The following is a 23,992-nucleotide window of genomic DNA, read 5'->3' as shown; positions in this document are numbered from 1 at the left end:
CCCTCCTTATTGAAATTTAATTCTTGGATCCACATAGGTATATACGATGTCTACGACTAGATTAACTAATACAAATAGCGTGGCTACTAATAAAACCGACCCTTGTACCATCGGGAAATCTCGGGCGGCAATCGCATCAATCATTAATCGGCCGACTCCATTGATAGCGAATACTTTCTCTGTAATAATAGTTCCACCTAATAGGGCTCCAAAGTTCAAGCCGATTACCGTGATAACAGGAATCATGGCATTTTTTAAGGTGTGAATCCAAATGACATTCCGTTCCTTGACCCCTTTAGCCCTTGCCGTTCTTACATAATCAGCCCTGACTACTTCAAGCATTGAGGATCTTACCATTCTCGCAATCATCGCAGCGGAACCGGTGCCTAATGTAATCGCCGGTAATACCATTTGCTTCAATCCTTCAACCGTAAACCACGGGTCAGACAAACCGGCCACTGGCAGCCACTGAAGATTGACAGAAAAAACTAAAATCAGCAATGCTCCCAGCCAAAAGTTAGGAATTGAGATGCCAGCTAACGCAAACGTGGTTGATGAAACATCCAACCAGCTATTGTGCTTAAGCGCTGAAATTAATCCGGCAAAGATCCCAATGATGATGGCGATGACCATACTAGCGATTGCTAGTTTTAACGTATTAGGGAAGCGGACGGCAATCGCTTCAGAGACAGGTTGACGAGTTTGATAGGAAAACCCTAAATCCCCTTGAACAACACTAGCGAGATAATGTCCATATTGGGTTAAAAAAGAGTCATTTAATCCTAGATTGTCCCGGATTGCATTCAGATCAGATTCTGTTGCTGTTGGTCCTCCGATCATCGAAGCTGGATCCCCCGGAGCAAGATACATGGACGAAAAGACCAGAAAGGAAATACCAAATAGTAGGAATAGTAGCTGAAAAAGCCTTCGGACAATCATTGCAACCAATTTACACCCTCCTCTTTCCATTTGTTAATGAAATATTAATTTTACATTACGAAATGTTTCGAATTATTTAAAATTGATTATAATTCAAAATAATCTAAAAATCTACACAAAATATCTATATTTTAAAATATTTCTTACCTTTTGACTATTTTTTAGAATAATTGCTATCTAAATGTAGGTAAATGGGAAAATAATTCGTTTTTTCGATATACGAAAAATAAAACGCTTTCAAATCATTTCGACACCAAAAAAACTCATCAGAATGATGAGTCTCAGATTGTCGGCAAAAAGTTATCGAGAGCACTCACTCGGTGTCTTTTGTCATTTTTAATATGAATTTTAGAGGTGTTCACCGAGCATCCTCTTCGCTAGCTAGAGGCCACTGAAAAAAACCCCTAAATTTAGGCTGTGATGAATTTGGGTTTTCATTTCCGCTCCAGGCACTTCGCTTTCCGCGGGCGGCACAGGGAGCCTCCTCGGCGCTAGCGCCTGCGGGGTCTCCCCAGCCCCGTCCTCCCGCTGGAGTCTTCGTGCCTTCCGCTCCAATCATTCAAGTTCTGCTACACAGCCTAAATTAAACAAGTCTCATTCCTTATTCAAGGTTTAATATGATTCTCAAAAAAAGGAAGTTTTTCAGGACCATCTAATCGAAACTTATTTGTGTTGTAGCACATAGAGGCTCCAGAAATGCTAGAATTGTCCTCTTCCTTCCAAATGTTCGCGATAAAAATCCGAGGAGGAAGATTTTTGATCGCTGTATCTGCATTCCAGTTGGATATTTTTTGTTTCGAGGATTTAAAAAGAAGCTATTTATTCGTTCGGAGAGGCGTCCGCTCGACTCCAACGGGATAAGCGAGACAGGCGAGACCCTGCAGGAGCGTAGCGACGAAGCGGCTCGGCGCTCGCCCCGTGGAAAGCGAGCGGTAAGCCTCGGAGAACAGATTCACCCTTTATTTTAAAAGTTGTCTTTCCTATATTTAAATGTAACCTGACTATTTTTACTATTTTATATTTAAATATAAAAATTCACTCTATTAAAGTTTAAATCCTCTTCTGCTTTTAAATCTTCGTAGTAAGATATGACTTTCCACGCGAGTGATGCCGGCTAAGGCGTATAATTCTTCATTGATAAATCTTTCTAAGGCAGCAAAATTATCGACTAAGACATGCGTATGTAAGGTGGATGGACCCGTCATTTGATAACAGCTGGCCACGCTTGGATTTTCTGCTAATGCCTCCGCTACTTTGACAAGCGAACTTGGCTCACAATCAATCTCAAAAAAGGCTGAAACCTCTTTTCCGGCCTTGCTGCTATTAATAACGACTGTAAATTGTTCGATAACATCATCTTCAATTAATTTTGCGACCCTCTCCCTGACGGCCACGCGGGACAATCCTAATTCTTTGGCAATATCCACGTAGGACAATCTGCCGTTATCTACCAATAACTCCAAAATCCGTTTATCAACATGATCCATACAAAAACCACCCTTATAATTTCCTTTTAACTGTATTATAAGGAAATCCTGAACAAGATGGAATAATATCTTACATCTAATTTTCATATTGTTTGTTTTTTCTCTATTTTCCTTTCATATAGATAAATTATAACAGCAAAGTACGCAATAATTTATCTACTTCATTATGAAGGTAAAGAGGGTATTTTTTAATATTGGTTGTATTCTTATATCAAAAAAGAAGGTAGCTGAAATCAGCACCCTCTTGATAAGCATCTTATCTATTTTACTGCATTGAAATCCAAACACTCTTTACTTCTGTGTAGTTATTTAGTGCATAGGAACCCATTTCACGCCCAATACCAGATTGTTTATAGCCGCCAAATGGAGAGGCCGCATCAAATGCATTATAACAGTTCACCCAAACAGTTCCTGCACGAAGGTTGTTTGCAATATAATGTGCTTTAGCAACATTCTGTGTCCACACACCAGCTGCTAACCCATAATCACTGTTATTCGCACGATTAATTAATTCATCCAAATCTTCATATGGCATCGCAGATATAACAGGACCAAAAATTTCTTCCTTAGCAATGGTCATTTCATCTCGTACATCTGCAAAAATAGTTGGCGAAACAAAATATCCTTGTTCCGACGGCTTTTCTCCACCCACCACAAGCTGTGCACCTTCGTTTAGTCCCTTCTCAATATAGCCAAGCACACGCTTTTGCTGCTCTGTTGAAACAAGCGGTCCAATTTCTGTATCAGTATGAATTCCGGCACCTTGCTTAATTTTTTTCGCATGGGCAGCCATATCTGCCACAACATTATCGAATTGCTTCTTTTGAATGAATACACGAGAGCCGGCACAGCAAACTTGTCCCTGGTTAAACATCACACCATTAAGCGCACCTGGAATCGCCTTAGATAAATCTGCATCAGGCAGAATGATATTTGGTGACTTCCCTCCAAGTTCTAGTGTCACTCGTTTCAATGTTTTAGAGGCATTTGACATGATTGATTTTCCAACCTCTGTTGAACCTGTGAAAGCAATTTTATCAACTAAGGGATGATCCACTAGAGGCTGCCCTGCCGTTTCTCCATAGCCAGGAACAATGTTAACAACCCCTTCTGGAAAGCCGGCTTCTTGAATTAGCTCTGCCAAGTAAAGCGCAGAAAGAGGGGTCTGCTCCGCTGGTTTCAAAACGACCGTACAGCCAGTAGCCAGAGCAGCCCCGAGCTTCCACATTGCCATTAGAAGCGGGAAATTCCAAGGGATGATTTGTCCAACCACTCCCACAGCCTCATGTCGAGTATAGTTTAAGAATGGTCCATTCACTGGAATGGTTTGACCTACAATTTTCGTAGACCAGCCTGCATAGTAGCGCATATGCTCAATCGCCAAGGGAATGTCGGCATTACTAGTTTCTCGAATTGGTTTACCGTTATCCAAAGTCTCTAATTGTGCTAATTCTTTACTATTCTCCTCCATTAAATCGGCGAGCTTATACATAAGTCGACCACGATCAGAGGCACTCATTTTTGACCATGGTCCCTCATCAAAAGCTTTACGAGCAGCCTTTACAGCTAGGTCTATATCTTCTGAAGCAGCCTCATAAACGCTTGCTAATACCTCACCAGTGGCAGGATTGTAAGTATCGAAGGTTTTCATAGATTTGCTTTCAACAAAATCTCCATTAATAAATAACTTCTTCTTACCTATTAGGAACTTTTCAACTTTTTCTCTTAATTCTGTTGTTAGTTGATTCATATAATTCCTCCTTTAGTATCTTCATCCTTAGGTTTGACTATGAGCGAACCTATAGATAACGCTTTCATAAAGATGTTAACACTATGAAAATAGGGAAACAACAAATAGTTTAACAAATATTCTGATATTTATCGACAAAACTTAAAGGTTGTGTGATAAAAGGCATAGTCAAATAGAAAAAAGCGTTTATAAATAATAAACCTAAAGGAGGTCTTATATTGGATGCTTATTACATAGGAAAGGAGAGTTTAAAACCTCCGACCTTATGAACAGCAGGATGAAGAGGTTTTGGTTTCTTCCTTTTCTGGCTGTGTAGTGCAGCAAGCGGAATCTGTCTCCATATTCTCTGCATCACCTTTAGTATAAAAGAATTCCCACTCGTTCCCATCCGGATCGGTTACCCAGAATTTATCTTGCGTTGCATAGCAACAGGTAACATCCATCTCTTCCCTTGCAAAAAAGCCCAATTTCTCTAAACGCTCTTTATGCTGGAGAACCTCTTGGAGATTTTCCACTTGAAAGCCAAAATGTCCAACCTGATTTCCTGAAACTTCATCCTTAAGATTTAGGGTAAAGTTTAACCCTGGATAATCGAGTAAAAATTTGGCATAGTCTGGTTTTACTTTTACCGGTTCTACATTAAAAATCTTTGAATAAAATTCGATCGACTTATTTAGATTCGTAACATTGATCCCAACATGCATTTTCAAGATAATCCCTCCAATAATTTAATTTAAAATCAAATATTTTTGATTTAAAGAGGATAAATCAACTTTTTTTGATTTTTCATTTTAAGTATATTAGTAATTTTTTCTAATTGCAACCCTTAATCAAAAAAAATTGATAATTTAATTAATCGTAAAATGGACCTTGGGAATTGCAGATAATTAAAACAAAGAATGGTTCAACATCTAACAATTAGGCTCTTTTAATAGATCAATTTTTTTTGATAAAAAAAGATTGACACATGAAAATATTGGATATATGATAAACACATCAAAATTATTTGATTTAAAAAGTAGGTGAAATGGATGAAGGAAGAAATTCAATTACAGGATATATCTATGGATTCATTCTTTGAAAAGTTTGAGTTAAAATATAAAGCAATTGCTGATAAAAAGAGACTACAGATTATGAATATTTTAACTCAAAAAGGTGCCATGTGTGTTTGTGATCTAGCTCCATTGGTTGATATGGCTCAATCAAAGCTCTCTTACCACTTAAAGATTTTATTAGACGCTAACATTATAACAAAAGAAACACGAGGAACATGGAGTTATTACGAATTAAATCAGGAGGAGCTCAATCATTTGTTGTCGCACGAACTTTGCTGTGTGTTCAAGCCAACCTGTTGCTAATTTTTTTCACTTAAACATCAATTTTTTTTGATTGATTAAAGGTTAAGCCAAGAGTGTCGGACTCTTGGCTTAACCTTTTTCTTACTCGCCCGTTTCAGAGAAACGCTTAATACGGTCTTCAATCTCATCACGGACACGTTGGAAGAATGCCCATTTCTCCTCGTCTGTTCCTTGAGCCTTGGCTGGGTCATCAAATCCCCAGTGAACTCGTTTTACTTTAGCTGGTGTAACCGGGCACTTATCAGCTGCGTCACCACATAATGTTACCACTAAATCGGCATTGTTTAGATATTCAGGATCAATCATATCAGAAGTATGATTGGAAATATCGATTCCAGCTTCTTTCATCGCCTTAACAGCATTTGGGTTCAAACCATGTGCTTCAATTCCAGCACTGCGCACTTCCCATTCGGCACATAAATGTTTCTTTGCCCAACCCTCTGCCATTTGGCTTCTGCAGGAGTTTCCCGTACATAAGAAATAAAGCTTCTTTTTGTTTTCCATGTTGAATTCCACCTTTATTAGTCGTTTTAAGCTGCTTGTTCTTTAAAATATTTTCGTTTAAACCATAATGCCACATTAACCAAGGCAATCATGACAGGTACTTCTACAAGCGGCCCAATTACTGCGGCAAATGCTGCACCAGAATGGATTCCAAATACCCCCACTGCGACAGCAATCGCTAATTCAAAGTTATTACTCCCAGCTGTAAAAGCAAGGGTCGTAGTGACTGGATAGCTGGCGCCAATTTTCTTTCCCATGAAGAAGGACACAAAGAACATAATCACAAAATAGATTAAGAGCGGAATGGCAATGCGTACTACATCTAATGGCAAGGCAACGATCGCGTTCCCTTTTAAAGAGAACATAAGGATAATCGTAAATAATAAAGCAATCAGTGTAATAGGACTAATTTTTGGAATGAATACTTTTTCATACCATTGTCTGCCTTTGGCTTTAACTAACGTAAACCTTGTAATCATCCCAGCAATAAAGGGAATCCCTAGATAGATAAACACAGATTTTGCGACTTCTATCATCGTAATATTAACCACTGCCCCTTGGATTCCGATCCATTCTGGAATAATGGTGACAAATACATACGCATACACGGAAAAGAACAGCATTTGGAAGATCGAATTGAAGGCTACTAAGCCAGCTGCATATTCCGTATCACCTTTAGCAAGATCATTCCAAACAATCACCATCGCAATACAACGAGCCAAACCGATCATGATAAGTCCAACCATGTACTCTGGTTTATCAGGAAGGAAGATGATCGCTAATAAAAACATTAAAATCGGGCCAATGATCCAGTTTTGAACGAGCGATAAGACTAAGACTCTTACATTTTTAAATACTCGCCCAATCTCCTCATAACGAACTTTTGCTAGTGGCGGATACATCATTAGAATTAACCCGATGGCCAGTGGTATCGATGTTGTTCCAACCTGTAGACTGTCCATACTGTCTACGAAGCCTGGAAAGACGAATCCTAAGCCAATCCCTATGGCCATCGCAAGGAATATCCAAAGTGTTAGGTATCGGTCCAGGAACGAGAGCCGTTTTTTTTCTGTTGTGCTCATTTTGTCACTCCTTATTTATAGTTACGCTAACATCCGCATCGGAGCGTAGGGTTACTTTTTTCAATCATTTTGATTTTCTCTAGCTGGTCTGGTATATGTTCCAAAATATCTTCAATTAGTCCAGATAGTTCACTTTGTTGATTCAGGGAATAGTAAATCCACTGTCCTCTTCGTTCTTCCCTGACCATTCCTGCATCCTTTAATTTCCGCAGATGCTGGCTGATGGATGGCTGACTTGTATCAAATACTTCTAAAAGTTCACACACACAGCACTCTCGTTGTTTTAAGATTCCAATGATGGTTAAACGTGTTTTATCACCTAATAATTTCAAAACAGTAGCCGCGTTTTCTAATTCAACTATTGATTTCAAAAAGACACCTCCTCTAAAGATTATATAAATAAATAATAATTTGCTTATATAGTAAATCAATGTGTAATTGAATTCAAGTACATTCATGTAAAGTTCATGTTAAGATTAATACAAATAGAACCGAGAAGGGCGTTTCCCGATTCTTAAAATAGATAGTAGCGATTTTCATGAGGAAAGTTATTGTTCTACTTCTCGCATTCTTACTTAGCATAATTCGAATCCAAGCTATTGCACAAATATCTTATCCATTTTATAAAACAGAATCCAAGAAATCCTTCGTTCTTTGTTCAGTAGGTTGTTCGAATATTTTTTTAGGATGTCCTACTTCTACAATTCTACCATCATGCATATATACAACCCCATTAGCCACTTCCTTAGCGAAGCCTATCTCATGCGTAACGACAATCATGGTCATTCCCTCTAAGGCCAACTCCTTCATGGTCACTAGAACTTCACCCACGAGCTCAGGGTCCAAAGCGGATGTTGGTTCATCAAAAAGCATCACGTCCGGTTTCATTGCAAGTGCACGAGCGATGGCGACGCGCTGCTTTTGACCTCCTGAAAGCTTACCCGGATAGACGGATTCCTTGTCACTAAGACCGACTTTAACTAGAAGCCCCTTGGCTTCTTTATACGCCTGGTCTTTAGGAATTTTTTTCACATTTATGGGTGCTTCCATGATATTTTCAATCACTGTCATATGTGGGAAGAGATGGAAATGCTGAAATACCATCCCAACTCTAGTCCTAATTTCGTTCAAATCATGAGTTTCCCGTTCCACTTTCTCGCCACCAATATAAATAGTTCCACTATCTTTGACCTCAAGGAAATTAAGACAGCGTAACAAGGTACTTTTACCCGAGCCGCTAGCTCCAATTACACAAACCACATCACTCTCATTTACGGTCATATCGATATCCTTTAAAACATGAAGATCGCCAAATGTTTTATTTAACTTTTCTACTTTTATCATCACTGATTTACCCATACGACTGCCTCCATTCTTAATCGCTCACAGCCAAGCGCTTTTCGACATAACGCACAAGAATTGAAAACACAAGTACTAGAAATAGATAATAAACGGCAACAACCAATAAGTAGGTCATATAATCAAACGTATTCGAGCCATAAGTGGTCGCCACATTAAACAGCTCATACATTCCGATGAAGGCAGCGAGTGAAGAATCCTTAAGGGCAATGATGAACTGGTTTCCAAGTGGTGCCATCGCCCTGCGAAGCGCCTGTGGCAAAATAATTCTCCTATACGTCAACTTTAAGTTCATTCCTAGGGAACGCGCAGCTTCCATTTGTCCTTTGTCAATCGATTGAATCGTCCCACGGAAGATCTCAGCAATATAGGCCCCATTATGGAAGGCTAGTCCAAGAACGACTGCTAGAAATTGTGAAATATTAAGTGAAGTTAAACCGTAGTAGAAGACAAAAATTTGGACAACGAGTGGGGTCCCACGAATAAGAAAGATATAAGTATCTGCTATCCACTCTAGAATTTTTATGTTAGAAATTTTTAAAAATGCGAAAAATAAACCAATAAAAATACCGATAAATATAGCAACAGCTGTTAGTTCAAATGTCAGCCACATTCCTTTTAGAAAAACAGGATACGATTTAATAAAGGTATTTAACCACTCCATAGCTTCCCCTTCCTCCTCGATGCTGTCAATTGTGTAAACCTATCTCCGAATCTCATTCATTTTTTATTGTGTTTTTCTTAAATAGTCCAATTTTAATATGATTGTAGATTAGTATAAATACGGATGGCGAATGCACTATCCACGTACATTCGCCCAGTAGTTATTCCTTTTCAGGATCAACTGTTATATCTTCTCCAATGTACTTCTTACTGATTTTTGTTAATGTTCCATTATCACGAAGTGTTTGAAGAGCTTTATTGACTTCTTCTAAAAGCTTCTTGTTATCTTTGGCAATCGCAATTGCCTGATCACTGCGGCCGAGTAACTCTTTACCGACAATTTTCATTCCTGCCCCGATGGCTTCCTTCCCAGTGATGAAATCGGTAATAACCGCATCATGCTTTCCTTTGCTCAGGGCTTCTAGCGCCGTCACGTCACTGTCAAGCAGGATGATTTTATCTGTTACTTCCTCTGCTGTTTTTGCGTATGTGGAACCTTTAGATACCGCTATTTCTTTACCCTTTAGGTCATCGAGGGTTTTAATAGAACTGTCAGGTCTTACGAAGATTTGAGGTCCGGAGTAGTAGTAAGGAGTGGAAAAGCTAACAGCCTTTAATCTTTCCTCGGTAATCGTATGACTGGCTACGGCAGCATCAAAGCGCCCCGCCTTTACCCCTTCAACGATTCCACCGAATTTAAATTTCTTTTGAACAGGGTCAAGTCCCAATTCCTTGGCAATTGCTTCAGCCACTTCAATGTCAAAACCTGTCATCTTACCATTAGCATCTGTTACACTAAATGGTTTAAATTCACCTGAAGAGGCAAAGGTGAACTTTCCTTCATCGATTAAATTCATTCCGCTTGTCGAAGTTTTGTCACTCCCACAGGCTGCAAGTGAAAGTAACAGGACTAATACTAATAAGGCCTTCGTTAAATATTTCACTAGAATAACTCCCCCTTTTTTTGTAATTTTTTAGGACACACTTAACCATAACATAAATTTAGAATATTCTCAAAATTCATTTGGACGGTTTATTTAGGCTCTCCTTTGATATATTCGTGTTTAGTGAAATGACCTCATATATACATAGAATTGGGCCAAGTTCCTCCCACATGCTTCCAATTCCTTATAGTTCGACAGAAATTTTTAGTTAGAAAAGAAATAGAATCCAGTTTTTTTCAAAATGAAGTAAGAATGCATACACAAATAACTGCTAATGCTACGCTTAAGAACAAAGTGGTCATTCCAATTAATATGATTAACCCTTTTTTATGCCCTTAAAACTCTGGACGCACGCGTAAAAGCCTTTACTCAGTTTTGAGTAAGGCTTTTTTCACTTTTAATATATTTTGAATTGCGGGTTAGCAGGAAATATTAAATGACTTAAACAAAGCATCTAATTTTTCATTCAGAACCCCTTCTTAAAGGCTACTAAAAGAATACTGGGGTAAAATAATTTGAATATGAGTTCCTTTTGAACTGCTATCAACCACATTTATATCTCCTCGATGCTCAAGGATGATGTTTTTTACAAAGGGTAATCCTAAACCTAACCCCTCATTTTTAGAAGTCGTAAAAGGATCAAAGATACTATTCCAATGGTCCGCAGGTATTCCCTTTCCGGTATCAGTAAAATGAATAAAAATCCTATCCACTTGAATATCGGTAGAAATCATAATATTTCTTACCGATATTTCTTTCGAAAAAGCCTCCGAACTATTTTTAATCAAATTGAAAAATACTTGCTTTAAATACGCATCGTTGGCATAGGTTTTTAAGGTTGTATATTTTTTATCAAAAAAAACTTCTACAGCATTTCTTTGTAAAAACTCTGCTGCTATTTCAATGGATTGTTCAATGATTTCATTCAAATCCACCATTTTGTATTCAATCGATTTATACTTCAATAATTTGGTGTAATTATTGAGTAATTCTTCCATTTGACCAGCTGCTTTTTGAATCATCACGGTCATCTTCTTATCTTCGGAAGGCAAATGGGATTCGCCTAATAATTTCGAATAGCCATTAATAATTTGTAGCGTATTTTTCACTTCATGCACTAAACTAGCAGCAAGATTGCCCGCATTATCTAGTTTCTTCTGACGTTCCATTAAACGATTATAGTTTACCGTCAACATTGTATTCAGTTTCACAAAGGAAAAAACAATAATAACCGAAAAGATAATGGTCCCTAAACTGCTAAACAATGCTCCTGTTCCAGGGATAAAATTTAATAAACCAAAAATAAACAGTAACAAGCTGCAATAAGAAAACGTTCCTAAAAAATTTTTCAAATAGAGGTTTTGAATTTGTCTAGAAATAATAAAAGCAAAAATGATGAGAATTAAAAAACTACTCGTATGAAAAAGGTACAAAAAATTCAGCGGTCCATATTCCGGAAAATAGAAATTAAGATTGGAGTTAACAATTTCAACCTCTTTCACGCCGATGATTCCGAGTCCTGTCATATTGATGAGATAGACAATCAAGCTCCATCCTACTAGAAAGGACAAAACCTTTAGATTAAAAATAGAAAATTGAAACTTATGAAAGGATCGATTTTTAATGTTGGTGGTATGTTTATTGATGAGAACATACGCCAGATAAAAGACAAGCGGAATCATGAAAGTTGGCCCAACCCTAAAAAACCGAAACAGCCACGTGATTACTTCTTCTGAAAGAACACCTTTCAAATATAAAACGGCAATGTCTAATTGCCAAAAACTGATGGAGAGCATATAAAGAAATAATGCAAAAGCTAATTCCGAACCTTTATATATTATTAATACGCAAATCGCTAATACAATTGGAATAATTCCAATAATAGCGATCAAAAATGCGATGATCAAAGTTTTTCACCACTCTATTGATATCTCTTTATATAGGCACAGGCATTATTCCCTCCATGCCCATGAGTAGTAACCGCTACCTCATTTATTTCTTGAAATAAGGTTGTTCCATTCCACCAACAATTGCTACATCAATATGAAAAAGGAACTCATATGAAGGTTTAATTTCACAGCCTAATTAAACAATAGCACCCGTTGAACAAGAGTTTATTAATAAATACATTGAAAAATTAAACACTTTTAATATTTTTATTGCACTCTAATTGTTTTTGAATACCTAACCTATCAATCTGAATCCAATACTCTGAAATTTTTTCATTTTCTATTCTATACACCGCACTTGCCATTTGTATTACTGGGAGCCCTGTAGGTTGGTATCCATCGATTTCTCCTACGTGCGTACCTTTTTGTTTCCATCGTACATATACTTTACTTCCATCTACTAAAAATTCTTGAATTTCTAATGAAAAATTACCATATGCTTCAATCATTTCTCTTACGTGTTCAGCATAATCTTTAGGTGTCCTCAACACTGTTTGTTCTTCTTCAGATACAATTTGATGTGCCAATACTTGTTCTGCCATTAATTGATTTGAGTAATCAGGATTATTACCTGATCGTACTTCTTCAAAAAATTCTCTAACAATTTGTTCTGGTGTCATTTAAAAACCCCCTTATAATAAATTAAATATTATCATATTATGGGTGATTTTATTCAACTAACCTGCCACCGTAGGAGAGTAAGAAAAAGCTGCATTTAAAGCAGCCTGTTCTTTGAAGAAAGACCCGTTAGTTAAATAAGAAAAGGGACGCTTGTTCAACAATCGCCCCTATAGTGGAGTAATCTTAGTAGCTGGAAAATGTAAAAGAATAGTTCGCATACTGGAATTTTGATTTGGACTACGACCAAAGTCGTATAACGATTTAGTTCATAGACTGATGAAATATTCTAACCAAAACTTTATAATGATTAATGAATAAAGGTTTGTTAAACAGTACGATACAAAGAGGGGTAAATTTAAAATGGAAAATAAGGGATTCAAAATATTGATTCATGCTAGTACTTGGTTTGCACCTATACTAGTTCCCATTATCACATATTTTATTATTTCAGATCGAGAAATTAAAAGCTTATCCTTACAGGCGTTGGTATTTCATATTGTGATCGGCATTTTAATCTCAGTGTCTGCTTTTTTTTCTTGGATATTAATCGGGATTCCATTCCTCATTATTTTTGGACTCATTGCTATAATAGCTCCGATTGTTGGAATTGTTAAAGCGTTGAATGGGCGTCCTTTTCGATATCCTATTATTGGAGCATGGTTTTGATTAAATCTAAACGAATCTAATCGTTTTAATGATGATGAATAGTGGTATTTAAATCACTTAATTTTCATAAACACCATGCCACCGTAATTCATGCGAATATTTGCTCTGCACGGATACTTGAAAAGAATAGATATGAGGGTGCATTTCTTCAATAACAATCTTCCATAAACTGGCACTTTTCCTTAGTAAGAAGGCGTCTTTTTTATATGCTCCTACACAAAAGATTGTGAAGATTTCCACTTAAGCTATAGGGTACTTTTCTACAATACGTGGAGACGTTTTTTATTGAAGTAACGTGAAGATGGTTTAAAAAGGAAACTATTAACGAAAGCAGAATAGTAAATTAATACTCAAAGAATACTTTTCATAGTGGAGAATATATACAGAATAGAAAGCTAGATATTTACTTTCTTGTGAAGGGAGAATTTCATGGGTAATTTAGTAAATGACAATCTGTATGAAACGAGAAATAACTTAGTAAAGGAGATTACTTCATTAAGTTATACTCAATTTAATGGTAGACCTGATATGAATATATGGAGTATTGCACAAGTTTGTCATCACTTAGTTTTAGTGGAACAGGCAACAATAAATGCTATTGCGTGGGGATTAAAAAAGGTTGATAATACTCAAATAGAACGTAAAAACGCTTACCTTATATTGGATAGAACGAAAAAGATTAAAGCTCCCGAAATCGTCGAACCAGATGTAGAACCATTTGAAGTTCAGTCTATCATTGATTTGTTAAACGATTCGAGAAAAAAATTTCTGACTTTCCTCAGTACTATAGAAGATAAATCAATTTTGGCGGAAAAATCATTTAAGCATCCTGCCTTAGGTGAATTACCACTTGACCAATGGATTGAACAGATATATTTGCATGAACAGCGACACACAGAACAAATAAAAGAGATAAAATTACTTTTAGATGCGAGGCACTAAACTTATTAAATAAAGGGGAAAAAGGATGCTTTTTCAGGTGTTTGCTCAGCTTTTTCTTCCCTCTTGGTAAATCGAGATTAATTGATCATACATATACTACCCAACACTTTCTCCCACCAAATCATTGATACATCAGGCTTTCCCTACTTTTAATCAAACGTTTGATTAAATAAAAAAAGAACCGAGATGCGTACCCACGGTACGTTCCCGATTCTTCTGAAAACTGCATAGCTTACATAATTGCCTCCCGCTTTTCCCCTTATTCGATACCAACTTAATTACAGCAGGTACGAACTTGAATTACGAGGGAAGAACTTGATTGCGAAGAGACAAACAATCTGTTGCCTATAACCTTTTATTCAACTGTAACTGATTTAGCAAGGTTACGTGGCTTATCAACATCGCAATCGCGGTGCAGGGCTGCGTAATAAGCAATCAGTTGCATTGGGATGACAGAGATAAGTGGTGTTAATAACTCATGTACTTCTGGGATGACAAAACTATCTTCATCCATATTTAAACCCTTCATGGAAATGATGCATGGGTTTGCGCCACGAGCGACAACTTCCTTCACATTTCCGCGAATACTTAAGTTGACGTCTGCTTGTGTCGCAAGTGCAATAATTGGGGTACCCTCCTCAATTAAAGCAATCGTTCCATGTTTCAATTCACCGCCAGCAAAACCTTCTGCTTGGATGTAAGAGATCTCCTTCAGCTTCAAGGCCCCTTCTAAGCAAACATAGTAATCAACGGCACGGCCAATGAAAAACGCATTGCGTGTGACTGATAAAAATTCTCGTGAAATATGCTCGAATAGCTCCTTAGAGTCACATAGAACTTCCATCGCATTAGCGATAATCCCCAGTTCATGCACAAGGTCAAAATCAACAGCAATGTTTCGGCTCTTCGCTGTAACTTCTGCTAAAATCGCCAAAACCGCTAACTGAGCAGTATAGGCTTTTGAAGAAGCAACCGCAATTTCCGGACCAGCATGCAGCAATAGCGTATAATCTGCTTCACGAGACAAAGTTGAACCAGGAACATTCGTAATCGTTAAGGTTGGATAACCCATTCCTTTTACTTTTACGAGTACGGCACGGCTATCAGCAGTTTCTCCACTTTGGGAAATGAAGATAAATAATGGTTTCTTTGTCAGCAATGGCATATTGTAGACAAACTCACTGGCAATATGGACTTCCACTGGAAGCTTCGCCATACTTTCAATGAACTGCTTACCAACAAGTCCTGCATGATAAGAAGTTCCCGCAGCGATAATATAGACACGGTCTGCTTCATTCATTGCATGGATGATTTCATCATCAATTTTTAGCTGCCCTTGCTCATTTTGGTACGTTTGAATAATCTTTCGCATCACAAGCGGCTGTTCATCGATTTCTTTTAACATATAGTGCGGGTACGTACCCTTTTCAATATCACTTGCATCTAAGTGGGCAGTGTATGGTTCACGGCTAATGATGTCACCGTTCATATTTTGAATGATAACTCCGTCTTTGGAAACAAGCACAATTTCTTTATCTACTAGTTCAAGATATTGATTCGTTACTTGTAGCATCGCCATCGCATCACTAGCAACAACATTAAAGCGATCACCAAGACCCACTAATAGTGGGCTTTTATTTTTCGCTACATAGATGGTTTCATTTTCTTGTTCATCTAATAATGCGATCGCATATGAGCCGTGTAAAAGGCTAAGTGTTTTACGGAAGGCTTCAAGGACGGTTAATCCTTCTTTAACAAACAGCTCCATTAACTGAACAACCACTTCTGTATCTGTTTCACTTTTGAAAGATACATCTGCTAAATATTCACGCTTTAAAAGGTCATAGTTCTCAATTACGCCGTTGTGAACAAGCGTAAAGCGGCCTGATGTACTTTGGTGAGGATGAGAATTCACCTTGCTTGGAACACCATGTGTTGCCCAGCGAGTATGACCAATTCCGATGTTCGCCATCACATCTTCATCCACAATTGCACGTAGATCGGCAATTCGACCTTTTTCTTTAAATACATGAATACCTTTATCATTTTTTACAGCGATACCAGCTGAATCATAGCCTCTATATTCAAGTTTTTCTAAACCTTTTAATAAAATTTCTTTTGAATCATTATTTCCAATATATCCAACAATTCCACACATTTTTTGTATCCTCCCTGATATAGGGGGCAGGACTGCTTTGGAGGCAAGAACTTGCCCCCTTATCTCTGTTTTTTTGGTTAGGTATCTGTCTATACCTTTTTTAAAACATTACAGTTAGTATACGCATATTCCTCTCTTTGTGCACAAAGTTGCCTCTGTGTTTTAAAGAAGAAATTTTCGGTTGTGCGTCTTGCAACCGGGAGGTATCCGCCGAACATTCGATAAACCTCCTCCTCGTCAACTAATCTAACCACGAAGATTAGTCCTGGCGCTTTTTAAAACGATTTTCTTCACCTATCCTCCTTTCAAATGGAAATGAGCTACCCTACTTTGATAAAACAAAGCAAGTTAATAGTACATGATTTTCCAGTCACCCGTCAACAAATAATATAAAAGTTACAATATCCTTCAAAATCATCCCTAATAAAATATGCATAAGGGCTCGATTGAGTTCCCTTATGCATATGAAATGTGCTCTATTCTTTTAATTCCATTTCTTCTTTTACGACAGTAACAATGCGGTCCACATAGGAAGCACACAATTCCTCGGTGGATGCCTCTGCCATCACGCGAACAAGTGGTTCCGTTCCAGACGGTCTGACTAGAATTCTTCCGTTTCCAGCCATTTCCGCTTCCACTCCCTCAATAACTGCTTTCACCTTTTCATTATCTGTCACATGATGCTTATCAGTAACCCTGACATTGACTAGCTTTTGTGGATACTTCCTCATTTCTGCTGCTAACTCAGATAACGGCTTGTGCGTCGTCTTCATAATATTCACTAGCTGCAGACCTGATAATAAGCCATCACCCGTTGTATTATAATCCAAGAAAATGATATGGCCCGATTGTTCTCCACCAAGATTAAAGCCATTTTTCTTCATTTCCTCCACCACATAACGATCGCCAACTGCCGTAGGGACACTATGGATGCCATGCGTTTCTAACGCCTTGTAAAAGCCAAGATTACTCATAACCGTTGATACGATCGTACCGTGCTTTAAGCGGCCTTGTTCTTTCATGTACTTCCCACAGATATACATGATTTGATCACCATCAACGATATTGCCCTTTTCATCAATTGCTATCAAGCGATCACCGTCACCGTCAAAAGACAGACCGACATCGGCTCCTTTTTCCTTCACTAAGGCTGCAAGGGCTTCTGGATGGGTAGACCCTACTCCCGCATTAATATTTACTCCGTTTGGTGAGGCTCCCATCATCGAAAGATCTGCATCCAAATCGGCAAATAAATGACTTGCTAAGGATGAAGTGGCTCCATGTGCACAATCTAAAGCAATATGGATACCGGAAAAGTCCTCATCCACTGTATTTTTCAAGTATTGCAGGTACTTTTGTCCGCCTTCAAAATAATCCATCACTTGACCAAGATCAGCCCCCGTTGGACGTGGTAAGTGATCCTCCGGTAAATCAATTAATGCCTCAACTTCTAGCTCCTGTTCATCTGAGAGTTTAAAACCATCAGGACCAAAAAATTTAATTCCATTATCGGCAACTGGATTGTGAGAAGCAGAAATCATGACCCCTGCCTGTGCACCTAGTGCTTTCGTTAAATAAGATACACCTGGAGTGGAGATGACTCCTAAACGCATCACTTCTGCACCAATAGAAAGCAAACCGGCCACGAGGGCACCCTCAAGCATATGTCCTGATACACGTGTATCACGCCCAATCAGAACTTTGGGACGATCCTTATCCTTTGTTAAAACATAACCGCCAAAGCGGCCTAATTTAAAGGCCATCTCAGGTGTTAATTCGCTATTTGCTACTCCACGTACCCCATCGGTACCGAAATATTTTCCCATTTAAAAATCTCTCCTTCAACATGTGTATTGCTAGATATTAGGCATTATTGGTTATCGTAACTTTTGCAGTGGCTTTGTCTGGTTTCATATCGATGTCAGACGGACCCTCCACGTGAATGGTGACGTCATGACTACCCTCTGTTAAGCCGGTTACGTCAATATATACAGTAAAATCTTCCGGTTTTAGTCCAGCTACAGAACCTTTTGCGACTACACTGATTGTATCGCTGGATGGATCAGTGATCTCTGCTTTATAGGTATCTGCTAGACCACGTATGTTTATAGGTATGCTTGTGACTGTTTTCTCTTCTGGTTGTTTAACCACTACTGTTGCTTTTACCGTTTGCGGGGTTACCTTCGTAATCCCGTTGGAGATAATCACAGGTAAGGTGAGCGTTGTGCTCTCCGTAATCTTACTAATGTCTACTTCCACACGAACATTTTCAGTATTCTTTAGAACCTCTTCACTACCGGTCACTGTCGCTTCATTTTCATCCAGTTCAATCGATTCAATCGTCACTCCAGAAGGCGCATTTCCTTTTTTCACAATATTGATTGGAACGGTCTTCGTGTTACTTTTTATTGGAATCGTCACCTTAACAGTCTCTGGATCTACGACTACATTTAGCTTGTTTAATTCTTTGTCTAAAACTTGAATCCGGGCTTCCCTAGTAATCGTTTCACTCAATTTTCCTTTTTCCTCAAGTGTGGCCTTTACATAGGAAATTCGATCAATTGTACTCTTCGCGCCGGTAATTTTAACCTTATTTGGCTCGACAACCGGTTGCCCCGCAGAATATCCATCATCAATTTGGCTGTTATTGATTTCTGCCTCCACTTTAAATTCCTTCGTAATTCTTTCTTCGACGGTCACATTCACACTAGCAGGCTTCAGGGTTGCCTTCAATTTATCGGATAGTTCTTTAACCTTTAACTTCACCTTCTGCTTCCCAATTTTAGCATCCGTCAAATCTACATAGATCTCAAAGTTCTTTAATGTCTTCGCATTTTGAACATGTGTCATCGGGCCTTTTATGGTGATATCTACGGTGTTCGGGATTCCCGACACAACTAAGTTTTCAGTATCATAGTACACTTTTACGGGTATATCCTTGATTGTCGCTGTCGTTTGTTGGCCAGGGACATTCACATCAGATAAGTTTTTTCCAGTATGCGACACGGAAAAATATAAAAGGACGGCTAATAACAGGGACAGTGTCTTTATAAACCAAGGGTTATCCATCAATTTATCCATTGCTTTTTCCCCTCCAGTTCCAACGAGCTGAAGAAGCCTGTTTTTGTTTGTTTTGAATGACCAATTCACTTGTCAGTATTTCTTTTAATTCATCCAATTTTAAATCGCGATGAAGTTCGCTATTCCTTGTTAGGGAGATACTACCCGTTTCTTCTGATACGACGGCTGTCACACTATCGGTGACCTCGCTTATTCCTAATGCAGCTCGATGCCTTGTACCCAATTCCTTTGAGATAAACGGGCTTTCGGATAAGGGAAGATAGCATGCTGCGGCTGAAACCATATTCTTTTGAATAATAACCGCTCCATCATGGAGTGGAGTATTCGGAATAAAAATATTAATGAGTAATTCAGAAGAGATATTGGAATTTAACTGAATACCTGTCTCAATGTAATCGCCCATTCCAGTTTCCTTCTCAATGGAGATCAATGCCCCGATTCGGCGCTTTGCCATATAATCCGTGGCTTTAACGATGGCTTCCACTGTTTTCTCCTGACTATCATCATATTGATTACTGCTGCGCGCGAAAAATCGCCCTCTGCCCAATTGCTCCAGGGCTCTTCTGAGTTCAGGCTGAAAAATAATGATAATCGCTAAAAAGCCCCAATTGATGGCTTGCTGCATCATCCAGCCCAGCGTCGTCAAGCCCAGCCACTCACTTAGTACCCTGACTAGAAGAATCACGAGAACCCCCTGCAGTAACTGAACGGCTTTCGTGCCTTTTATGACATTGATGAGTTTATAAATGACATACCATACGACGGCAATATCGACAATACTAGCTAGATACTTCCATAAAGTGAAATCCGCAAACTGCATTGTTCTTCCTCCGTTACTTTCTTCAAACGTAAAATGAATACAACCACTATATTATATCATAATTACTCAATAGACTTAGTATATGAGCTGATTACAAAAACAAATCACTCATCAACGAGTGATTTGTTTTATGGGGTGGCTTCGGGCTGATCAAAAATATTGACCACTTCCTTAGCTGTCTTTTTCATGTGGTACCAAATCCAGTCAAATACTTCATTTACTTCGTCGATCTGGCCCGTCACATGCCCTGCTGAAGCAAGATACTTTTCTCCATTGATAACCGTTGCATTACCTTGAATTTCACCTTCAATTTTCAATGTCCCATTGTGAACGACGACATCTCCCTTTACCGTTTCGCCTTTTGGCACAATGACTGTATTATTTTTTACCACTAAGTTTTTTTGCTTTGATACAGAAAATTCCTGATCTTGACTCCAGGTTGAGAACAGACTCCCCATCATTAATATGATGAAGACGGAAGCTGCGGCGATCATCGGATGATTTTTTAACCAACGCCCCATCCAAACCTTTTTCTTTTCCTTAGGTAAACGAGCCAGAACATTAGCCGTAAAATCGGAGGGTGCCTGCATATGTGAAATACTTTTTACAAAAGCAATTGTCTTCTTTAGTTCATTAAAAATGGTTTCACACTCTTTACAGGACTGGAGGTGCTCTCTCAATAATTGTTCCTTTTCTGGCTTAATTTCCTCATCTAAGTATTCATGCATTAATTCAATGATATGATCTGGACACATTTATTGATTCACCTCTTTACACATATCGTAATTGTTGTCTCAAAGCTTCTCGGCCTCGATGGATTCTTGTTTTAACCGTTCCTAGGGGCAAATCGAGAATTTCGCTTATTTCATTTAAAGACAACTCTTCAATATATTTTAATACAATCGCGGATCGATATTTTTCAGGCAGCTTTAAAATTTCCTTATGAACTGTTTCATGCAGTTCTAAACTTTCAACTTCTGTCTCCGGCAACGGCGTGTTCGAGGGAATCTGCGAATACATCGTTAATCCCTCTGTCCCTGCCACTTCTGCATCCAAATAGTGATCCGGTTTCTTCTTTCGGATTCTATCAATACATAAATTGGTGGCAATTCGAAAAAGCCAAGTGGAAAATTTTAATTCTTGGTTAAACGAGTTAATATTCACATAAGCCCGGAGAAACGCTTCCTGAGCCATATCCTCTGCTTCATGCCGATTTCCTAGCATTCTAAAACACAGCTGAAAGACACTGTTTTTATAAATTTCAACGATTTCACCAAAGGCATCCTGGTCGCCTTTGATAACTTGTTTTATTCTCTTTTTAACAATTGATTCCATTAAGTAACCTCAGCTCCAATGCTGCTACACGATAATACGAATCGCTAGCGAAAAAGTTTCGTTTAATACGAAAAACTTCTCAATACCTATAATATTAACAAAAATTTACTTCAGGTGGGCAATATAAGTTTAAAGATTTTATGGAGAAGAGATAAAAAAATTTATAGCGAAGCCAGGCTATACCAATGGTAGGCTTAGCAGGGGAATTCCTATTGGTATCACGGAATCAAATGTGCTTATTAGCTTTCGAATAAAAATAACAGCAGCCGCTTTGTAAGAGGCTGCTGTTTTCCTTTTTATAGTAATTTTTCTCCAAACAATGATCCCATTAATTCAACCGCAACTGATGCTGTTTTATTTTTTTCATCCAAAATTGGGTTTACCTCAACAAATTCAGCTGAAGTAATCAGTTTTGCCTCCTCAAGCATTTCCATTGCTAAATGGCTTTCACGGTAACTGATTCCACCCATGACAGGAGTTCCCACTCCGGGACATTCGCTTGGATCTAAACCATCTAAATCGAGAGAAAGATGGACTCCATCTGTTTTATCTTTTAGATAAGCTATTGTTTCTTCTATTACCTTTGCCATGCCCATGCGATCTACTTCATGCATTGTATAGACTTTCATACCCTTTTCTTTGATTAATTTTCTTTCCCCTTCATCAAGAGATCTAGCTCCAATAATGACAACATGCTCAGGCTTCACCTTCGGAAAATAGCCACCAATTTCCGTTAATTTTTTATGTCCTAATCCTAGGCTGACTGCTAACGGCATCCCATGGATGTTTCCTGAAGGACTCGTTTCCGCCGTATTTAAATCACCATGAGCATCATACCAGATGACACCAAGATTTTGATAATGCTTAGAAACCCCTGCTAATGTGCCAATTGCGATGCTATGATCTCCCCCAAGTACAAGTGGAAATGAACCTGATTGAATGGCTTCATCCACCTTCTCAGCTAGCATGGCACTTTTTTCAGCAACTAAATCTAGGTTCCGTAGATTAGACTCTTGATCGACCACAACCGCTGGTCTACCGATTGCAATATCACCCAGGTCGTGGATTTCATCGAATAGGGGTTTTAATCGTTCATTAATCCCCGCATAACGAATCGCACTTGGTCCCATATCTACACCACGTCTCATTTGCCCTAAGTCCATGGGCATTCCAATGATAGATAGCTTCTTCATTTATTCATTCCCCCCAACTTTTACTATCTTTATTTTAACCGCTTTCATACAAATGACTCAACTCGACAAATTTCTGTATATATATGCGACTATTAATAATGTTCAGAATGATAGGTCTCTTATTTTGCCGTCACCTAACTTTAGCGATGATAGGGATAACTGAAATTTAGAAAAACCAATAGTATCCACAAAAAATTCCCTATACAAAAAAAAACCTTAAACCAGCTTCCTGATTTAAGGTAAAATATGTAGTGTGATGGTGGAGTCTAGGGGGATCGAACCCCTGACCTCCTGCGTGCAAAGCAGGCGCTCTCCCAGCTGAGCTAAGACCCCATATGAAGTTGGAGCGGAAGACGGGATTCGAACCCGCGACCCCCACCTTGGCAAGGTGATGTTCTACCACTGAACTACTTCCGCATATCCGTAGATAAAAACCCGAGGAAATAAATTCCTAGGGTTTCGGATGTTAAATTAATGAGCCATGAAGGACTCGAACCTTCGACCCTCTGATTAAAAGTCAGATGCTCTACCAACTGAGCTAATGGCTCTTGGCTGGGCTAGCTGGATTTGAACCAACGCATGTCGCAGTCAAAGTGCGATGCCTTACCGCTTGGCTATAGCCCAATAATGATGTGATAATATCTAGTATGTCCAACTTTTTTAAAAATATGAATGGTGGAGGGGGACGGATTCGAACCGCCGAACCCGGAGGGAGCGGATTTACAGTCCGCCGCGTTTAGCCACTTCGCTACCCCTCCATATTCAATTAAAAAAATGGTGCCGGCGAGAGGACTTGAACCCCCAACCTACTGATTACAAGTCAGTTGCTCTACCAATTGAGCTACCCCGGCATGGTTTAAAAAATATTATGGTGGAGGATGACGGGATCGAACCGCCGACCCTCTGCTTGTAAGGCAGATGCTCTCCCAGCTGAGCTAATCCTCCGAAATGGTGACCCCTACGGGACTCGAACCCGTGTTACCTCCGTGAAAGGGAGGTGTCTTAACCGCTTGACCAAGGGGCCATATTAAAATTAGGTAAGCTTCCAAGCGGGCTCGAACCGCTGACCTCTTCCTTACCATGGAAGTGCTCTACCTACTGAGCTATGGAAGCATAGCTGCAATTCTAGTTGACATAAAAA

At 38.7% G+C, this 23,992-nt stretch carries 22 protein-coding genes and 9 tRNA genes; 3 read left to right on the top strand and 28 right to left on the bottom strand.

Annotated elements, in window-relative coordinates; genetic code table 11:
- Positions 1–6: 6 nt before the first annotated feature.
- From nikB to TY15_RS17490, 4 genes are all read right to left on the bottom strand, one after another.
- On the bottom strand, positions 7–948 hold the full coding sequence (gene nikB / locus TY15_RS17510) for a nickel ABC transporter permease (protein WP_040205737.1): 942 nt from the start codon (positions 946–948) through the stop codon (positions 7–9).
- Positions 949–1,982: 1,034 nt separating this feature from the next.
- Positions 1,983–2,426, bottom strand: coding sequence for an Lrp/AsnC family transcriptional regulator (locus TY15_RS17500; RefSeq protein WP_040205739.1), 444 nt, complete (start codon positions 2,424–2,426; stop codon positions 1,983–1,985).
- A 265-nt stretch (positions 2,427–2,691) separates the two neighbouring features.
- Positions 2,692–4,176, bottom strand: coding sequence for an aldehyde dehydrogenase family protein (locus tag TY15_RS17495; RefSeq protein ID WP_040205740.1), 1,485 nt, complete (start codon positions 4,174–4,176; stop codon positions 2,692–2,694).
- Positions 4,177–4,439: 263 nt separating this feature from the next.
- Entirely contained in the window at positions 4,440–4,889 is a 450-nt protein-coding gene (locus TY15_RS17490; protein WP_096911853.1) for an ArsI/CadI family heavy metal resistance metalloenzyme, read from the bottom strand.
- A 318-nt stretch (positions 4,890–5,207) separates the two neighbouring features.
- On the opposite strand from TY15_RS17490, the gene TY15_RS17485 reads away from it, so the two are divergent.
- The gene (locus tag TY15_RS17485) at positions 5,208–5,534 is read left to right on the top strand and encodes an ArsR/SmtB family transcription factor (RefSeq protein WP_275452006.1); all 327 of its coding nucleotides are present in this window, start codon (positions 5,208–5,210) and stop codon (positions 5,532–5,534) included.
- 81 nt (positions 5,535–5,615) lie between these two features.
- Here TY15_RS17485 and arsC read toward each other — a convergent pair whose 3' ends face one another.
- From arsC to TY15_RS17445, 8 genes are all read right to left on the bottom strand, one after another.
- Positions 5,616–6,038 carry an arsenate reductase (thioredoxin) gene (gene arsC / locus TY15_RS17480; RefSeq protein ID WP_040205741.1) on the bottom strand — a complete coding sequence of 141 codons (423 nt, stop codon included), beginning with the start codon at positions 6,036–6,038 and terminating at the stop codon, positions 5,616–5,618.
- A gap of 26 nt (positions 6,039–6,064) precedes the next feature.
- A complete protein-coding gene (arsB, locus tag TY15_RS17475) occupies positions 6,065–7,120 on the bottom strand; it encodes an ACR3 family arsenite efflux transporter (protein ID WP_040205743.1) in 1,056 nt (351 codons plus the stop codon).
- A 26-nt stretch (positions 7,121–7,146) separates the two neighbouring features.
- Positions 7,147–7,491 (bottom strand): ArsR/SmtB family transcription factor, encoded by a 345-nt coding sequence (locus TY15_RS17470; RefSeq protein WP_040205744.1) that lies wholly within the window; start codon positions 7,489–7,491, stop codon positions 7,147–7,149.
- A 250-nt stretch (positions 7,492–7,741) separates the two neighbouring features.
- A complete protein-coding gene (locus TY15_RS17465) occupies positions 7,742–8,479 on the bottom strand; it encodes an amino acid ABC transporter ATP-binding protein (protein WP_040205745.1) in 738 nt (245 codons plus the stop codon).
- Positions 8,480–8,495: 16 nt separating this feature from the next.
- Positions 8,496–9,143, bottom strand: coding sequence for an amino acid ABC transporter permease (locus TY15_RS17460; RefSeq protein ID WP_040205747.1), 648 nt, complete (start codon positions 9,141–9,143; stop codon positions 8,496–8,498).
- Between the two features lie 160 nt (positions 9,144–9,303).
- Positions 9,304–10,086, bottom strand: a complete 783-nt coding sequence (locus TY15_RS17455) for a transporter substrate-binding domain-containing protein (protein WP_040205748.1) — start codon at positions 10,084–10,086, stop codon at positions 9,304–9,306.
- A 479-nt stretch (positions 10,087–10,565) separates the two neighbouring features.
- Positions 10,566–11,993 carry a sensor histidine kinase gene (locus TY15_RS17450; protein WP_052353824.1) on the bottom strand — a complete coding sequence of 476 codons (1,428 nt, stop codon included), beginning with the start codon at positions 11,991–11,993 and terminating at the stop codon, positions 10,566–10,568.
- A 230-nt stretch (positions 11,994–12,223) separates the two neighbouring features.
- A complete protein-coding gene (locus TY15_RS17445; RefSeq protein WP_040205750.1) occupies positions 12,224–12,655 on the bottom strand; it encodes an ester cyclase in 432 nt (143 codons plus the stop codon).
- Between the two features lie 361 nt (positions 12,656–13,016).
- Here TY15_RS17445 and TY15_RS17440 point away from each other — a divergent pair, with 361 nt between their 5' ends.
- A complete protein-coding gene (locus TY15_RS17440; RefSeq protein WP_040205752.1) occupies positions 13,017–13,322 on the top strand; it encodes a DUF4870 domain-containing protein in 306 nt (101 codons plus the stop codon).
- A gap of 429 nt (positions 13,323–13,751) precedes the next feature.
- Positions 13,752–14,264 carry a DinB family protein gene (locus TY15_RS17435; RefSeq protein WP_040205753.1) on the top strand — a complete coding sequence of 171 codons (513 nt, stop codon included), beginning with the start codon at positions 13,752–13,754 and terminating at the stop codon, positions 14,262–14,264.
- A gap of 355 nt (positions 14,265–14,619) precedes the next feature.
- Here the strand turns inward: TY15_RS17435 and glmS are convergent, their stop codons facing one another.
- The 16 genes from glmS to TY15_RS17355 all read right to left on the bottom strand — a co-directional run bounded on the left by glmS (position 14,620) and on the right by TY15_RS17355 (position 23,964).
- The gene (glmS, locus tag TY15_RS17430; RefSeq protein WP_040205754.1) at positions 14,620–16,422 is read right to left on the bottom strand and encodes a glutamine--fructose-6-phosphate transaminase (isomerizing); all 1,803 of its coding nucleotides are present in this window, start codon (positions 16,420–16,422) and stop codon (positions 14,620–14,622) included.
- A 476-nt stretch (positions 16,423–16,898) separates the two neighbouring features.
- On the bottom strand, positions 16,899–18,248 hold the full coding sequence (glmM, locus tag TY15_RS17425; protein WP_040205755.1) for a phosphoglucosamine mutase: 1,350 nt from the start codon (positions 18,246–18,248) through the stop codon (positions 16,899–16,901).
- A gap of 37 nt (positions 18,249–18,285) precedes the next feature.
- Positions 18,286–19,503 (bottom strand): CdaR family protein, encoded by a 1,218-nt coding sequence (locus tag TY15_RS17420; protein WP_040205757.1) that lies wholly within the window; start codon positions 19,501–19,503, stop codon positions 18,286–18,288.
- Positions 19,496–20,323 (bottom strand): diadenylate cyclase CdaA, encoded by an 828-nt coding sequence (cdaA, locus tag TY15_RS17415; RefSeq protein WP_040205758.1) that lies wholly within the window; start codon positions 20,321–20,323, stop codon positions 19,496–19,498. Before cdaA ends, TY15_RS17420 begins: the two co-directional genes overlap by 8 nt.
- A 128-nt stretch (positions 20,324–20,451) precedes the next feature.
- Complete coding sequence (locus TY15_RS17410; RefSeq protein WP_040205759.1) at positions 20,452–21,078, bottom strand: anti-sigma factor family protein; 627 nt, start codon at positions 21,076–21,078, stop codon at positions 20,452–20,454.
- Between the two features lie 16 nt (positions 21,079–21,094).
- Complete coding sequence (gene sigW / locus TY15_RS17405) at positions 21,095–21,658, bottom strand: RNA polymerase sigma factor SigW (protein ID WP_040205760.1); 564 nt, start codon at positions 21,656–21,658, stop codon at positions 21,095–21,097.
- 296 nt (positions 21,659–21,954) lie between these two features.
- The gene (gene rocF, locus TY15_RS17400; RefSeq protein ID WP_040205762.1) at positions 21,955–22,851 is read right to left on the bottom strand and encodes an arginase; all 897 of its coding nucleotides are present in this window, start codon (positions 22,849–22,851) and stop codon (positions 21,955–21,957) included.
- Positions 22,852–23,108: 257 nt separating this feature from the next.
- Positions 23,109–23,184: transfer RNA gene (locus TY15_RS17395), tRNA-Ala, on the bottom strand.
- A 9-nt stretch (positions 23,185–23,193) separates the two neighbouring features.
- A tRNA-Gly gene (locus tag TY15_RS17390) sits at positions 23,194–23,268 on the bottom strand.
- Positions 23,269–23,326: 58 nt separating this feature from the next.
- Positions 23,327–23,399, bottom strand: a tRNA-Lys gene (locus TY15_RS17385).
- Position 23,400: 1 nt separating this feature from the next.
- Positions 23,401–23,475: transfer RNA gene (locus TY15_RS17380), tRNA-Gln, on the bottom strand.
- 49 nt (positions 23,476–23,524) lie between these two features.
- Positions 23,525–23,609: transfer RNA gene (locus TY15_RS17375), tRNA-Tyr, on the bottom strand.
- Between the two features lie 17 nt (positions 23,610–23,626).
- Positions 23,627–23,702 (bottom strand) — tRNA-Thr (locus tag TY15_RS17370).
- A gap of 18 nt (positions 23,703–23,720) precedes the next feature.
- A tRNA-Val gene (locus TY15_RS17365) sits at positions 23,721–23,796 on the bottom strand.
- 4 nt (positions 23,797–23,800) lie between these two features.
- Positions 23,801–23,875 (bottom strand) — tRNA-Glu (locus TY15_RS17360).
- Positions 23,876–23,891: 16 nt separating this feature from the next.
- A tRNA-Thr gene (locus TY15_RS17355) sits at positions 23,892–23,964 on the bottom strand.
- Positions 23,965–23,992 lie beyond the last annotated feature (28 nt).

The sequence above is a fragment of the Neobacillus jeddahensis genome (assembly GCF_000612625.1).
Taxonomy (GTDB): Bacteria; Bacillota; Bacilli; order Bacillales; family Cytobacillaceae; genus Neobacillus; species Neobacillus jeddahensis.
Note: the sequence above shows the minus strand (reverse complement) of the source record. Positions and strands in the feature narration are given on the sequence as shown.